11 protein-coding genes are annotated in these 14,751 nt (G+C 45.0%); 7 read left to right on the forward strand and 4 right to left on the reverse strand.

Annotation, left to right across the window (positions count from 1 at the left end):
- Nucleotide 1 precedes the first annotated feature (1 nt).
- Entirely contained in the window at nucleotides 2–925 is a 924-nt protein-coding gene (locus ACTS60_RS01070) for a D-2-hydroxyacid dehydrogenase (RefSeq protein ID WP_440886802.1), read from the reverse strand.
- Nucleotides 926–991: 66 nt separating this feature from the next.
- Here ACTS60_RS01070 and ACTS60_RS01075 point away from each other — a divergent pair, with 66 nt between their 5' ends.
- Nucleotides 992–1,579 carry a YjaG family protein gene (locus ACTS60_RS01075; RefSeq protein ID WP_010444388.1) on the forward strand — a complete coding sequence of 196 codons (588 nt, stop codon included), beginning with the start codon at nucleotides 992–994 and terminating at the stop codon, nucleotides 1,577–1,579.
- 80 nt (nucleotides 1,580–1,659) lie between these two features.
- Here the strand turns inward: ACTS60_RS01075 and ACTS60_RS01080 are convergent, their stop codons facing one another.
- Nucleotides 1,660–2,793, reverse strand: coding sequence for a CNNM domain-containing protein (locus ACTS60_RS01080; RefSeq protein WP_440886803.1), 1,134 nt, complete (start codon nucleotides 2,791–2,793; stop codon nucleotides 1,660–1,662).
- Nucleotides 2,794–3,047: 254 nt separating this feature from the next.
- On the opposite strand from ACTS60_RS01080, the gene hupA reads away from it, so the two are divergent.
- Both hupA and ACTS60_RS01090 read left to right on the forward strand, forming a co-directional pair.
- Nucleotides 3,048–3,320, forward strand: a complete 273-nt coding sequence (gene hupA, locus ACTS60_RS01085) for a nucleoid-associated protein HU-alpha (protein ID WP_005433627.1) — start codon at nucleotides 3,048–3,050, stop codon at nucleotides 3,318–3,320.
- 39 nt (nucleotides 3,321–3,359) lie between these two features.
- Nucleotides 3,360–4,058, forward strand: coding sequence for a DUF1481 domain-containing protein (locus ACTS60_RS01090; RefSeq protein WP_440886804.1), 699 nt, complete (start codon nucleotides 3,360–3,362; stop codon nucleotides 4,056–4,058).
- Between the two features lie 80 nt (nucleotides 4,059–4,138).
- On the opposite strand, the gene purD is transcribed toward ACTS60_RS01090, so the two are convergent.
- Both purD and purH read right to left on the reverse strand, forming a co-directional pair.
- On the reverse strand, nucleotides 4,139–5,428 hold the full coding sequence (purD, locus tag ACTS60_RS01095) for a phosphoribosylamine--glycine ligase (RefSeq protein WP_440886805.1): 1,290 nt from the start codon (nucleotides 5,426–5,428) through the stop codon (nucleotides 4,139–4,141).
- A 118-nt stretch (nucleotides 5,429–5,546) separates the two neighbouring features.
- Entirely contained in the window at nucleotides 5,547–7,139 is a 1,593-nt protein-coding gene (purH, locus tag ACTS60_RS01100) for a bifunctional phosphoribosylaminoimidazolecarboxamide formyltransferase/IMP cyclohydrolase (RefSeq protein ID WP_440886806.1), read from the reverse strand.
- Between the two features lie 268 nt (nucleotides 7,140–7,407).
- Here purH and zntR point away from each other — a divergent pair, with 268 nt between their 5' ends.
- The 4 genes from zntR (at nucleotide 7,408) to ACTS60_RS01120 (ending at nucleotide 13,977) form a co-directional block, all read left to right on the forward strand.
- Complete coding sequence (gene zntR / locus ACTS60_RS01105) at nucleotides 7,408–7,806, forward strand: Zn(2+)-responsive transcriptional regulator (protein ID WP_440886807.1); 399 nt, start codon at nucleotides 7,408–7,410, stop codon at nucleotides 7,804–7,806.
- Between the two features lie 156 nt (nucleotides 7,807–7,962).
- Nucleotides 7,963–9,537 carry a lysine decarboxylation/transport transcriptional activator CadC gene (cadC, locus tag ACTS60_RS01110; protein WP_440886808.1) on the forward strand — a complete coding sequence of 525 codons (1,575 nt, stop codon included), beginning with the start codon at nucleotides 7,963–7,965 and terminating at the stop codon, nucleotides 9,535–9,537.
- Between the two features lie 840 nt (nucleotides 9,538–10,377).
- Nucleotides 10,378–11,724: a cadaverine/lysine antiporter gene (gene cadB, locus ACTS60_RS01115; RefSeq protein ID WP_138954598.1), complete on the forward strand. Its 1,347-nt coding sequence runs from the start codon at nucleotides 10,378–10,380 to the stop codon at nucleotides 11,722–11,724.
- A gap of 117 nt (nucleotides 11,725–11,841) precedes the next feature.
- The gene (locus tag ACTS60_RS01120; protein ID WP_440886809.1) at nucleotides 11,842–13,977 is read left to right on the forward strand and encodes a lysine decarboxylase CadA; all 2,136 of its coding nucleotides are present in this window, start codon (nucleotides 11,842–11,844) and stop codon (nucleotides 13,975–13,977) included.
- Nucleotides 13,978–14,751 lie beyond the last annotated feature (774 nt).

A 14,751-nucleotide genomic window follows, 5' to 3' on the forward strand; every position in this document is an offset into this window, starting at 1 on the left:
GTTAATACCCTTTATCAAAGTCAATCTGGTTTTTTAGAGAGAAGCCATCTCGCCAGTTCAAATAGTTTTCAGCAAAAATGTCGATGACTTGCTCAGGGAAACTCAACGCCGCAATGTGGGGCGTAATGGTTACTTGCGGAAGTTTCCAAAACGGATGCTGTGGTGAGAGCGGCTCTTGTTCAAATACATCAAGAAAAGCATGTTCCACCCAACGATTCTTTAGTGCGAGTAATAGACCCGCATCATCAATCACATCGCCTCTTCCGACATTAAATAACAGTGCATGATTAAGGTGGCTTAACACTTCACTATTGAGCAAGCGCTGCGTCTCTGTCGTGCTCGGCAGCGTATTTACCACGATATCCGCTTGGTGAAAGGCACTGGCGAGTTCATTGATATGAAAAGTTTGATTGAATTCACCGCCAGAAGTGGGGATACCAGTACGATTGATTCCTATGGCTTTCATGCCCATCAATTGTGCTGCTTTACCCAAGTGGCTACCTATACTGCCTGTACCAAGGATCACCATGGTTTTGCTTTGCAGCGAGGTATACAGATGCGGTTGCCATTGCTTGCTCTGTTGTTGCTGGTGGTATTGCATGAAATGACGGAAGTGAGCAATGCAGTAGCCAATCACATACTCGGCAATTAATGGGCCGAAAATACCGCGTACGTTGGTCAGGGTGTAATCTTGGCGCAGATCCGGTGACATTAAAGCATTCACCCCAGCAAATGTGGATTGCACCCACTCAAGCTGTGAAAACTCGTCTAACCTTTGTGATAGCAATGGTGGATCCGCCAGTACGATCTGAGCCGCTTCAGGTTGGTCAGTGAGGCAAAGATCGGGCAAGTTCTTCTTTGCCAGTAACGTTTCGTAGGTGTCGCGATGCTCTGAGAGCAGGAAAATCTGATTTGGATGCTGCATTAACTTTTTTCCCTGTGATGAATCAAGTACACTTTCGCTGTTTTTTTCTTCAATGATTGAGTGACTATGCTTAAGAATCCTCTTCAGGTTCGTTTGGAAAAACTAGAACCTTGGCAACAAATTACCTTCATGGCGTGTCTGTGTGAACGCATGTATCCAAACTATGCGATGTTTTGTGAGAATACAGAATTTGCTGAGCCACGTGCTTACCGAGCGATTCTTGATAGTGTATGGGAAATTCTGACGGTTAAGAACGCGAAAATTAACTTTGAGCGTCAATTAGAGAAGTTAGAAGAGTTGTTCCCAAGTGCGGACGAATTTGATTTCTACGGTGTTTATCCGGCGATGGATGCGTGTCAAAGTTTGTCGACGCTGCTGCATGGTCTGTTGGATCGCGACTACCTTTTCGATTCAATGCTTAAAGTGAGCCAACAGTCGGTAAAAACCGTTGCTGACCTAGAGCAAGCGCAGGGGGCAGAACCAATCACCAACGACAATCAAAAAGAAAATGAAGCCGTATGTGAAGAGTGGGATGTTCAGTGGGCTATCTTCCGTCCACTGCGTGAAGCGGTAGAGCGTGACATCTGCTTGATTAAAGATTTGCGTGAAGAACTACGCGAAGAAGCCGTGAGTAACATCGGCATCGCACTTTAATCGTTGAATAGAGAAAACAAAGGCATCCAGATTGGATGCCTTTTTTGTTTTTGCGTTTGAGCGATTATGCCCAATGCTGATTACGATTCTTTAGATTCTGGTTTGGTTGGCTCTTGAGCTTCTGGCTCTTTGTCCTGCTTCTCCAGTTGTTCCTCTTCTTCATCGTCATCGCGGCTTTCAATTACGCCGTGTTTTTCTTTCCAGCTTTCCCAGCGTTGGTAAGCCAGTTCTTGCATGTCTGTGCTCTTATCCGCTTCATCGATGATCTCTTCACCTAATAGGTGCTCAAAGATGTCTTCTAGTGTTACCAAGCCTTGTACTGTGCCATATTCGTCAACCACAAGCGCTAGCTGCAGGCGGTGAGTCATCATCTGGTCGAACACTTTAGGTAGAGCGGTGTTGTTCAGTACCACTTGGATAGGGCGCATGACCGAACCAAGTTGTTTTTGGCCGCTGCCTGATTGTTGTAACTTGAAGAGCTCTAGGCGGTGAACGAAACCGATGATGTTGTCTTTCTGCTCGCTGTAAACCAGTGGACGAGAGAAAGGTGTCTCTTTGTGCTTCTCTAGGAAGTCATTGATGGTCATGGTTGCGTCTACGCGGAATACCACTGGGCGCGGAGTCATTACTTGCGTTACTGGTACATCTTGAATACCCAGTAGATTGCTTAGGATTTTTGATTCACCTTCCGCGAACTCACCGCTCTCTTTTGCCAGAATTGCCATTGCAGACAACTCATCACGCATTTTCGGTGCTTCGTGATTGCGAGCAAGGCGCTTGGTGATTTGCTCTGAGAACCAGACGAATGGTGTTAGTGCCCATACCATCCAACGTAGTGATACCGCTGCTGAAGGAGCAAGCTGGCGCCAGTATGTCGCACCAATGGTCTTAGGTACGATTTCAGATAGGACAAGAATCGCTAGAGTCAGTACCGCTGAAAAGATACCTAGCGCTTCACTACCAAAGACTACCGCAGCTTGTGCGCCTGCTGTTGCAGCACCAATAGTGTGAGCAATGGTATTGAGCGTTAGGATAGAAGCCAGTGGTCGGTCGATGTCTGCTTTCAGTTTTTCTAGTTGAGCTGAAGCAGGGTGCCCCTGTTGTTTGAGCTGCGCAATGTAACTCGGACTGATACTCAGTAGTACCGCCTCCAGTACCGAACAGATAAACGAAATGCCGATAGCAATAGAGATATAAATGGATAACAGCAGCATAGTTGCCCTTGAATGTAATGTGATAGTCGGTATTTTACAGCGATTATAACCGCAAAATTGCCTTATAAATCGGTCTTATTGCATTAGAAAGCAAGAGCTTTTATTACGCAAGTAGTAACAAATTGTGAGTTATTACTCATATTATGGCTAAAACTACGTCAGAAAATCGAAAGATCGCTTACAAACCTTTGCCAGATGGGGCATTTATGTTTTAGAGTGAGATGAATTCGATAACATATGAGAAGGGAAACCTAATGAACAAGACCCAATTAATCGACTTTATTGCAGAGAAAGCAGACCTATCTAAAGCACAAGCTAAAGCTGCTCTTGAAGCAACTCTTGAGGGTGTTACTGGCGCTCTTAAAGAGGGTGACCAAGTTCAACTAATTGGTTTTGGTACATTCAAAGTAAACCACCGTGCAGCGCGCACTGGTCGTAACCCTAAAACTGGTGACGAGATTCAAATCGCAGCAGCTAATGTACCTGCATTCGTAGCAGGTAAAGCGCTGAAAGAATCAGTAAACTAAGTTAAAATGCACCGAGGTATCCTACCTCGGTGCAATTTCATGAAAAAACATCTACTCACTTCACTCCTTCTATCAGGCCTCGCTCTTGTTGGCTGTTCATCTGTAGAAACCCCAAATCTTGATCAGTTTACCCATTTCTCTGGCGGGAAAATCATGGGTGATGCCACTAGTTTGTATTGGATGACTGAACGTTTGACACGTGTTAGCACTGCAGCAGACTACGTGACGATGGGTGATTATGGTTCGTATCAGAGTGATTATCGTTGGGATGACGGTGAGCTAAGAGAGTTGATTCGAAAAGGTCAGCAGCTCAATGCTAAGCAAGGATTGGTGCCTTTTCAAATCCACATTCGATTTAATAAAGATGGTGATGCGATTTACCAGCAATACCGCATGAACGGTAAAGTGCTGCCTCTACAGCGAGATCAACTAGAGCGTTACAAGAAGCAAGCGAATGATGTGGTTGCTTCAATCAAGGGACTATCTCGTGAAGGCCAGAGCTTAATCCAAGGTTATTGGGATGGGGAAACTTTTGAAACTTGCAAAGGCCGTGAGTTTGCGACGCTGGAGTTTAACCAGACGCTGCCTCAGTTTGTGATTGATAGATTGGCGTCAGTGGATAGCTACATTGCATTTATCGGTAAAGAATCACGTAATACGGCCACCGTCGACGAATTGTTGATGTTGAATGATGACAACTTTGATTGTATTCCGAGACCAAAACTGATCTCTGAGTAAGCTTAATGCTTTATATTATTGATTCAAATAAAAAAGGCGCTTAACGCGCCTTTTGTCTTTTTAGCCAACTGAAGTTGTTTTTATTTTTCTTCCTCACGTGCGATAGCACGGTAGCCGATATCGTTGCGATGGAACATACCATCCCAACTGATCTGTTTTGCAAGCTCATAAGCGCGTTGTTGTGCTTCTGATACGCTATTGCCAAGCGCGGTAGCACAAAGTACGCGACCACCGTTTGTCACAATATCACCAGCTTTGTTGTCCGTACCTGCGTGGAAGACTTTCTCGCCTTCTATCTCAATTTGTGGCAAACCTGAAATCACGTCGCCTTTGTTGTACGCCGCTGGGTAACCACCGGCTGCTAGCACGATACCGATCGACGCACGTGGATCCCACTTTGATTCCACTTGATCCAGTTTTTCGTCAATTGCTGCAAGGCAAAGATCAACAAGATCCGATTCCATACGCATCATGATTGGTTGCGTCTCAGGATCACCGAAGCGGCAGTTGTACTCGATCACTTTTGGAGTGCCATCTGCATCGATCATCAGACCTGCGTATAGGAAACCAGTGTAAGGGTTACCTTCAGAAGCCATGCCACGTACCGTTGGGTAAATCACTTCTTCCATAATGCGGTTATGGATCTCTTGTGTCACGACTGGTGCAGGGGAATATGCCCCCATACCACCTGTATTAGGACCAGTATCTTTATCGCCCACACGTTTATGGTCTTGGCTGGTGGCCATTGGTAAGACGTTCTCACCATCCACCATTACGATGAAGCTTGCTTCTTCGCCATCTAGGAACTCTTCGATGACCACGCGGCTGCCTGCATCACCAAATGCATTACCTGCTAACATGTCTTTGATTGCGTCTTCAGCTTCTTCTAGTGTCATCGCAACGATAACACCTTTACCAGCAGCAAGACCGTCAGCTTTCACCACAATCGGTGCGCCTTGTTCACGCACGTAAGCAAGTGCTGGTTCGATTTCAGTGAAGTTCGCGTATGCACCCGTCGGGATTTGGTGACGAGCAAGGAAGTCTTTAGTGAACGCTTTAGAGCCTTCAAGCTGCGCTGCTGCTTGTGTTGGGCCGAAGATTGGTAGGCCAGCTTCGCGGAAAGCATCCACCACACCGATAACCAGCGGCGCTTCAGGACCAACAATAGTCAGCTCAACCGCTTTCTCTTTTGCAAAAGCAACCAGGCCAGCGATGTCTTCTACTGCGATGTTTACGTTCTCTAGTTTAGGCTCAAGCGCTGTGCCTGCGTTACCTGGAGCAACGAAGATAGTCTCAACATTTGGGTTTTGCGCCGCTTTCCAACCTAGTGCGTGTTCACGACCGCCTGAACCAATGATAAGAATATTCATAATATTTCCTTTGATTTCGCTCCTCCCCTTATTAAGGGGAGGTTGGGAGGGGTAAGTCGTGTGCGAACAACAGACCCCCTCTAACTCCCCCTTGGTTAGGGGGAGGACCAAAAACTAATTAGTGGCGGAAGTGACGCATGCCTGTGAAGATCATCGCCATGCCGTGTTCGTCTGCTGCTGCGATAACTTCATCATCACGCATAGAGCCGCCAGGCTGAATCACACACTTGATGCCAGCTTCTGCTGCTGCATCGATACCATCACGGAATGGGAAGAACGCATCAGAGGCCATAACACAACCCTCAACCTGTAGACCTTCGTCTGCAGCTTTGATGCCTGCGATTTTTGCAGAGTACACTCGGCTCATTTGGCCAGCACCCACACCGATAGTCATGTCACCTTTCGAGTAAACGATCGCGTTAGATTTTACGTACTTCGCTACTTTCCAGCAGAATAGGGCATCTTTCAGCTCGTCTGCTGTAGGTTGGCGCTGAGAAACCACTTTAAGGTCATCTTCGGATACCATGCCTTGGTCGCGGTCTTGAACTAGCAAGCCACCGTTAACGCGCTTCACGTCAAAGCCAGTTGTCTTCATTGACCATTCGCCACATTCAAGCAGGCGCACGTTCTTCTTCGCTGCAACAACTTCAATCGCTTCAGCGGAAACAGAAGGTGCGATGATAACTTCAACGAACTGACGCTCAACGATAGCGGTTGCTGTTTCTGCATCTAACTCTTGGTTGAATGCAATGATGCCGCCGAATGCAGATGTTGGGTCAGTTTGGTAAGCGCGGTTGTACGCCTCTAGGATGTCTTTACCTAGAGCCACACCACATGGGTTCGCGTGCTTAACGATCACACATGCTGGCTCGTCGAACTCTTTCACACATTCAAGTGCTGCGTCAGTGTCTGCGATGTTGTTGTAAGAAAGCGCTTTACCTTGGATTTGGCGTGCAGTAGAAACAGACGCTTCTTCAGGGTTTGCTTCAACATAGAATGCGGCTGCTTGGTGGTTGTTCTCACCGTAGCGCATGTCTTGTTTTTTCTCGAACTGCTGGTTGAATGTGCGAGGGAATTTAGACTCTTCATCACCTTCTTTGTTCTCACCGTAAGATGGAACCATAGTGCCGAAGTAGTTAGCGATCATGCCATCATAAGAAGCCGTGTGTTCGAATGCAGCGATAGCAAGGTCGAAGCGAGTCTCTAGTGTTAGAGATTTGTCGTTAGCGTCCATTTCAGCGATAACGCGGTCGTAGTCGTGTGCGTTCACAACGATAGTCACGTCTTTGTGGTTTTTCGCAGCAGAGCGAACCATTGTTGGGCCACCGATGTCGATGTTCTCAACTGCGTCAGCAAGGGTACAACCTTCTTTAGCTACGGTTTCTGCGAATGGGTATAGGTTAACCACAACCATATCGATAGGATTGATGCCATGTTTTTCCATTACATCATCATCTTGACCACGACGACCTAGTACACCACCGTGAACTTTTGGGTGAAGCGTCTTTACGCGGCCGTCCATCATTTCTGGGAAACCAGTGTAGTCAGAGACTTCGGTCACAGCGATGCCTTGCTCAGCAAGTAGACGAGCAGTACCACCAGTAGATAGGATATCGACACCGCGCTCAGCAAGAGCTTGTGCAAACTCAACAATACCTGTTTTGTCTGATACGCTGATAAGCGCACGGCGAATAGGGCGAGCGTTGTTCATGCTTCCATTTTCCTCAAATTCACGGAGTTAAAGATGTTTGCCAAAAATGAACTTGTTTTTACCTCTTGGGGTAAAATATTGGCCAGTTTTGGTAAAAACCTTATGCAGGGTGTTTTCTTGTCTAGAAAACAGTCTCCACTATTTGATGGCGCGTATTCTAACTAATTTATTACAAAAAAGCTCGCGCAATCGTTTGGCATCTCAAAAATAATTGCAAAAACATCGTTCTTTGTCTTTAAAAGTAACGAGATAGTTAATAAGGAAAGTTATGTTTCAGATAGGTGAGCTGGCGAAACGCTGTGGTGTGACTGCCGATACATTGCGTTTCTACGAGAAAAATGCGTTGATTCAGCCCGCAGGGCGAAGTGAGTCGGGCTATCGCTTATATAATGAAGAAAACCAAAAACAGGTTCGATTCATTCTGAAAGCGAAAGAGCTGGGGCTAAGTTTGGACGAAATAAAAGAGCTTCTTGAGATCAAATTAGAAGCGACAGAACACAGCTGCGCAGAGGTAAAAGCCATTACTTCTGCAAAGTTAACTTTAATTGATGAAAAAATAGCTGAACTGACAAAAATTCGAGCGGCTTTAAAGAAGATAAATGACGCTTGCTGCGGGCACAACAACGATGATGCTAGCCATTGTTCCATCCTCGCAGCGCTAGAGTAATGTGCTACTTAACTTAAGTTTGCATTTTTGACGGCTTGCTTTTCTAGGTTCAAGTCGCATTCGCCCCTATAATCTCGCTTTTAGTCGACTGTAAGAATGCGTAGTCCCACCTATTCCCAAAGCGACGCTGTCTGTTAGATATGAGAGTTTTCATACATGGTTGGAGTCTATTTTCAAATCAATGACTGGGTTTTAAGCGTTGATGAAAATAAGCTGTATCGACAAGACAGGGAAGTTACCGTTGAGCCACGCTTAATTAATCTGCTGCATTTCCTTGCCGAGCACGCTAGTGAAGTATTCAATCGTGAAGAGCTAATCCAATACGTTTGGGCTGGTGCGATTGTCACCGATCAAGTGGTGACACAGTCGATCTTTGAGCTGCGTAAGTTGCTGCGTGATGGACGCGAAGAGAATATCAGCTATGTAATCACTGTGCCTAAGCGCGGTTATAAGCTCGTCGCTAATGTCACACCAATGACTCATGAGGAGTTTCTCGCTTGTCGCCATTGTGAGCATGATGATGTTATTCCGTTTGTTGAAAAAAGCGAAGAACAAGCCCTACCTGAAGCACCTGCACCGGCAGTAACCTTTCCTGCTGGACCTCTGACTCGTGCCGTATGCGAGATGTCGAAGGAGAAAAAGGCACCACGTAAGCCAAATAAAATCAGTCCTTGGCGTTTAGGGGTCATGAATTTCATCTGGATCAGCATCTTGGTTGTTGTGATGGGCGTGTTTACGTATAAGCAATCAGAAGTGCGCATCACTCAAGCTATCGACACTCATTTAATTGAGTTTAAGTTCCAAGATAGTTTTGGTCGGGAGGATTTAAGTTATGAATTGGCTGATGGCTTTGCACAAAAGCTGATGGCTGATATAGCTCAGGTTAGTGACTATCGTGTGATGCTTAAGAAAGCGGCTTTTACCAACGGTATTGTACCGGGTAAGTCGGTAGTCGTCCGCGTTCGGGATAACGATGGTAGTAACTTTCTTGAAGTGGAATACCGAAATAATTCATCTGAGAAGGTGCTATTCAGTCGTCAATATGCACTTACGAGCAACCACTTGAAGACGGTATTGCAGCAAGCTTCTTTAGATTTGATGACGGTGCTGAAAGTGCCAGACGCAAAACTGAAGTCGAAAGTGCTGGTGGCAGGAATGCCGAATAACCCAGAAGCATTAGAGTTGTTTATCCAAGCTAACCATTATCTAAATGTTTCGGATGCGAACCAGTTCCAACACGGTATTGATCTGATGGAGAAGATTCTCGAACTTGAATCAGATAATGCTTATGTTCAGGCAGAGCTGTTAATTGCCTACCATGTTCAGAGAGCATTAGACCCCGCGTTGGAATTACGAAAAGGAAGGGTACAGCAGCTTAGCGACAAGTTGGAGACCAATACCAAGATGATGCTAGGGCCTATCCAGCCTCGAATTTATGAAGCCTTAGCGCTACATGAAACCATCATAGGTGAGCTTGAGTTGGCAAAGCGCCATTTACGCCAAGCACTAGGACTACGTGATTCAGTTTTGTCTTACGTGATTCGTGGTAAACATGCCGAGCTTGATGGTGATTTGGATTTGGCGAGTGAGTCGTACAGTGAGGCTTTTTATATCGATACGTCAGTCGAAACGTATTTGTTGTGTGAGAACTTGGTGTTCCCAAGCAACATGAAGGCGATCGATTATGCCATGTACCGTGCAGTGCATCCTTCCGTGGTTCGTATGCTGTAGTAACCTTGTTTTTGATAACGAAGATAGTTCGCCCTTCACTTAGGTGAGGGGCTTTTTGTAGCTACGTTACTCCCCACATGTTCCTCTTTCTCTATATTGCTCTTGCTTTACAAGAGGGGAGGGCTTTTCATTCTCTATTCTCTATTCTCTATTCTCTATTCTCTCTTGTATCCATTTATCTAGCTTTATTGCCAACCCATCTTCTACATATCTACGTCTACTCAAGTGACTTCAAGATGCTGTGACAAGCTTTCAACTCTCATTCTTTGTTGACGCTTTTAAGTTAGAGCCATTGGAACTCAATCGTTGCATCGACTACACAATCTTGCTGAACCAAGCAAATAGAGGTTATTTAGGTATAAAATCTGTCATAACCACGCAATTGTTTATGCTCAATAACGCTTGTTTCTATGCAGAGCACGTGAGAAACAGGAAGGAAGTTTGATGTAAGTCAATAGTGCAATAGAGGTAGGAAAAGTCGTCATCAACAGTTTAGGTAATTAAGGTTAATTTTCCCTGATGTTGATGGAGGTTGATAATGTTGATGGAAAATTTGTTGAGGTTGATGTTTTTAGTTATTTCAGAAAGATACCTGACCTGCCACTTTAAGTTGTTGTATTTATTGGTTTTATGTTTTTTGATTTATCAGGTTTATCTCAACTTTATACCGGTGGGCTAATTGTTTTATTGATAACCCTAAGTTTATTTTTTTTGCAGATTTTGGGCGTAGTCTTCACTTCGAAATTTAGCGAGGTCGAGCGACTTCTTCCTCATAGCATCTCGCTAATAACCATTCAGTTTGAGTTACTTGGACTCGAGTAGAATAGATTTGGAGATGTTATGTCATCGAATACAAAAAAAATCGGCCTTATCGCCTGTACGGGTGTTGTTGCCGGTAACATGATGGGTAGTGGTATTGCACTATTACCTTCTAGTCTTGCCTCTGTAGGCTCTGTTTCAATCTTTAGTTGGCTGATCTGTTTGATCGGTGCACTTAGTCTAGCGTTCGTTTACGCTCGTCTGGCAACCAAAAACCCACAAGAAGGTGGTCCTATCGCTTATGCAGGCGAAGTGTCTCCGGTATTTGGTTTCCAAACGGGCGTTCTTTATTACCATGCGAACTGGATTGGTAACCTGGCTATTGCCATTACAGGTGTTTCTTACCTTTCAGTATTCTTCCCTGTGCTTAATAACCCAATTCCAGCAGGTATTGCGACGATTGCATCGGTATGGATCTTCACTTTCGTCAACCTACTTGGTGGTAGCTGGGTAAGCCGTCTATGTACGCTTGGTCTAGTTCTTATCCTTATCCCAGTTGTTGGTACAGCTGCATTTGGTTGGACGCACTTCGATACTGCGCTTTACAGCCAAAACTGGAATGTATCAGCTGGTACTGATAGCCACGCGGTAGTAACAGCGGTTCTTATCTGTCTATGGTCATTCGTAGGTGTAGAATCAGCTGCAGTATCAACTGGTATGGTAGAAAACCCTAAACGTACGGTACCACTAGCAACTATGTTGGGTACAGCAATCGCAGGTGTGATTTACATCCTATCTACTCAAATGATCAGCGGCATGTTCCCTGCTTCAGAAGTTGCAGCATCAGGTGCACCATTTGCACTAGCAACGACTGAACTATTCGGTAGTTGGACTGCGCCATTCGTATCAGCATTCACTGCTCTAGCATGTTTCACTTCGTTAGGTTCTTGGATGATGCTAGTAGGTGAAGCAGGTAAACGTGCAGCGCACGATGGTAACTTCCCTAAAATCTACGGTGAAACTGACAAAAACGGTGTGCCTAAGAAAGGTCTTGTTCTAGCGTCAATCAAGATGACTGCGCTAATGGTTGTACTGATGTTCTTTAGCTCTAAAACAGCACACGCATCAGACCTGTTCAACCAGCTAACAACTGACGCAGTACTACTAACTATGCTGCCTTACTTCTACTCAAGCATTAACTTGATTCGCTTCGAAGGTATGACAACACGCAACGGCTTCGTAATGCTGTTCTCTGGTGTGGCTTGTCTGTTCTGCTTCATCGCACTAGCAGGTGCAGAGGGCGGTACGCTAACAGCAACCTTCATCGTGTCTCTTGTTATCTTGATGTTCTACAGCAAAAAAGCAGGTCTAGCTCAGTACATGAAGCTTCATGCTGACGAAGACGTAGCTGCTCAAGCAAGCAACTAATCCCCAAAATGCTGGCACTACGGTGCCAGCCCATAAAACCCAAATTCACTCGGCGCTCACCTTACTCATTGCCTGTAAATGGCAAAGAGCGCCTTCATTCGCCTTGGAGATGTCCAAATGAATATATTCGCTATCTTGAACCACATGGGTGTGTTCTTTAAAGAAGAGCCAGTTCGTCAACTTCACGCTGCTCTTGAGAAAGCGGGCTACGAAGTGGTTTACCCAGTAGATGATAAAGACTTGATCAAAATGATTGAGATGAACCCACGCATTTGCGGTGTGCTGTTCGACTGGGACAAATACTCACTAGAGCTATGTGATCGTATCAGCCAAATCAACGAAAAACTGCCTGTTCACGCATTTGCTAATGAACAGTCTACTCTAGACATTTCACTAACAGACCTACGTCTAAACGTGAGCTTCTTCGAGTACGCTTTAGGTATGGCTGACGACATCGCTATCAAAATCAACCAAGCGACAGAGGCATACAAAGATGCCATCATGCCTCCATTCACTAAAGCGCTATTCAAATACGTAGAAGAAGGTAAATACACCTTCTGTACTCCAGGTCATATGGGTGGTACAGCATTCCAGAAAAGCCCTGCAGGTAGCATCTTTTACGATTTTTACGGTCCAAACACATTCAAAGCGGACGTATCAATCTCAATGCCTGAGCTAGGTTCTCTACTAGACCACTCAGGTCCACATAAAGATGCAGAAGAATACATCGCACGTACATTCAATGCAGACAGCTCTTACATCGTAACGAACGGTACGTCTACATCGAACAAAATCGTAGGTATGTACTCAGCACCAGCAGGTAGCACAGTACTGATTGACCGTAACTGTCACAAATCTCTGACTCACCTAATGATGATGAGTGATGTAACGCCAATCTACTTCCGCCCAACTCGCAACGCATACGGCATTCTTGGTGGTATTCCACAAAGTGAATTCAACCGTGACGTAATTGCTGAGAAAGTTGCGAAAACACCAGGTGCAACAGCGCCAAGTTACGCAGTAGTGACTAACTCAACTTACGATGGCCTGTTGTACAACACGCAATTCATCAAAGAGTCGCTAGATTGTAAACACATCCACTTCGACAGTGCTTGGGTGCCTTACACTAACTTCAACTCAATTTACGAAGGTAAATGCGGTATGAGTGGTGAAGCAATGCCAGGCAAAGTGTTCTACGAAACACAATCAACACACAAGCTGTTGGCGGCATTCTCACAAGCTTCAATGATCCACGTGAAAGGTGACTTTGATAAAGAATCTTTCAACGAAGCATTCATGATGCACACTTCAACGTCACCTCAGTACGGCATTGTTGCTTCTACTGAAACTGCAGCGGCAATGATGCGCGGCAACACTGGTAAGAAGTTGATGCAAGACTCTATCGATCGCGCAATCCGCTTCCGTAAAGAGATCAAACGTCTAGAAGCAGAAAGCGACAGCTGGTTCTTCGATGTATGGCAACCAGAAAACATCGACACCACTGAATGTTGGAAACTAGACCCTAGCGATACATGGCACGGCTTCAAGAACATGGATGACAACCACATGTATCTTGACCCAATCAAAGTAACGCTACTGACTCCAGGGATGAACAAAGAAGGTGAACTAGAAGAATCAGGTATTCCTGCTTCGCTGGTGGCTAAATTCCTAGATGAGCGCGGCATCGTGGTAGAGAAAACAGGTCCATACAACTTGTTGTTCCTATTCTCAATCGGTATCGACAAATCAAAAGCAATGCAATTGCTACGCGGTCTAACTGAGTTTAAACGTGGCTACGACTTGAACCTAACCATCAAGAGCTTCCTACCTTCGCTATACAACGAAGACCCAAGCTTCTATGAAGGCATGCGCGTTCAAGAATTAGCACAAGCAATTCATAACCTAACTAAGAAATACAACCTACCAGAGCTAATGTATAAAGCGTTCGATGTACTTCCAGAAATGAAAGTAACACCACACGCAGCATGGCAAGAAGAGCTTCGCGGCAACGTAGAAGAAATCAAACTGGAAGAAATGGTTGGACGCGTAAGTGCGAACATGATTCTTCCTTACCCTCCAGGTGTGCCACTAGTACTTCCTGGTGAAATGGTGACTCAAGAGTCTCGCCCAGTGCTGGACTTCCTAGAGATGCTTTGTGAGATCGGTGCGCATTACCCAGGTTTCGAAACCGACATCCACGGTCTATACCAACAAAAAGATGGTAGCTACACCGTAAAAGTACTGAAGAACTAAGTTCCTCATCAAAGATGATGCTATTGGGAATGCAAGCATGCTCCACTCTTACGAGCTCAATGCATCATCGAACAATAACGGCATTTAGATATACCCCTAACTAATCTGTCGTAAAGAGAAGGGCAAGGATGCTCTGATCTTTTCTTCTATATAGAAGAAAAACATTTCCAAGACTTCACCTGAAGTACCCCAAGTAAAAAGCAAAGACCAAAGAGCAGTTCGTTATCGTTCTGCTCTTTTTTTATAGCCTCTATATAAGTAGAAAGAGAAACAGGAGAGAACAACCAAGCTCCATCAAGGAAAAGATTCCATTAATCGATGATCTTTTATGGCAGCGGGAGGGTTTTTATTCGAGAAATGCCCCTTTATAACCTGAAAAATTAGACAATATTGTTGGGTATCTATGCAAAGTGCTCGTTATTTGTGCGGTTGAGTTTTTTTTTGCAAAAAACACTTGTGCTCATTTCTGGATTCCCTATACTGCGCATCCACCGACACGGAGTGAGACGAAAGTCACACAGCGAGTCGGGAATAGAGAAAAAGAATTTGAAAAAGTACTTGACTCTCTCACGGTGTGAAGTAAGATACGCACCCCTAACGACGAGTGACTAAGTTGCTGAAAATGTTAGAAAAGCTCTTTAAAAATAAGAACCTATCAATCTGTGTGGGCACTCGTTGATGATAATCCAATTAGAAACTTCGGTTTCAAATTAGGTTTCAATGAAACGAAGTGACCATTGAATCGAAAGATTCAGCACAGTCAATTCAAACATT

This window comes from Vibrio sp. WZ-1, assembly GCF_052037695.1.
Lineage (GTDB): Bacteria > Pseudomonadota > Gammaproteobacteria > Enterobacterales > Vibrionaceae > Vibrio.

Excerpts from the sequence above, each read along its gene's own strand:
- ACTS60_RS01075 (WP_010444388.1), top strand. The coding sequence starts at position 992 with ATGCTTAAGAATCCTCTTCAGGTTCGTTTGGAAAAACTAGAACCTTGG.
- ACTS60_RS01120 (WP_440886809.1), top strand. The coding sequence starts at position 11,842 with ATGAATATATTCGCTATCTTGAACCACATGGGTGTGTTCTTTAAAGAA.
- zntR (WP_440886807.1), top strand. The coding sequence starts at position 7,408 with ATGTTTCAGATAGGTGAGCTGGCGAAACGCTGTGGTGTGACTGCCGAT.
- ACTS60_RS01090 (WP_440886804.1), top strand. The coding sequence starts at position 3,360 with ATGAAAAAACATCTACTCACTTCACTCCTTCTATCAGGCCTCGCTCTT.
- cadC (WP_440886808.1), top strand. The coding sequence starts at position 7,963 with ATGGTTGGAGTCTATTTTCAAATCAATGACTGGGTTTTAAGCGTTGAT.
- ACTS60_RS01070 (WP_440886802.1), bottom strand. The coding sequence starts at position 925 with ATGCAGCATCCAAATCAGATTTTCCTGCTCTCAGAGCATCGCGACACC.
- cadB (WP_138954598.1), top strand. The coding sequence starts at position 10,378 with ATGTCATCGAATACAAAAAAAATCGGCCTTATCGCCTGTACGGGTGTT.
- purD (WP_440886805.1), bottom strand. The coding sequence starts at position 5,428 with ATGAATATTCTTATCATTGGTTCAGGCGGTCGTGAACACGCACTAGGT.
- purH (WP_440886806.1), bottom strand. The coding sequence starts at position 7,139 with ATGAACAACGCTCGCCCTATTCGCCGTGCGCTTATCAGCGTATCAGAC.
- ACTS60_RS01080 (WP_440886803.1), bottom strand. The coding sequence starts at position 2,793 with ATGCTGCTGTTATCCATTTATATCTCTATTGCTATCGGCATTTCGTTT.
- hupA (WP_005433627.1), top strand. The coding sequence starts at position 3,048 with ATGAACAAGACCCAATTAATCGACTTTATTGCAGAGAAAGCAGACCTA.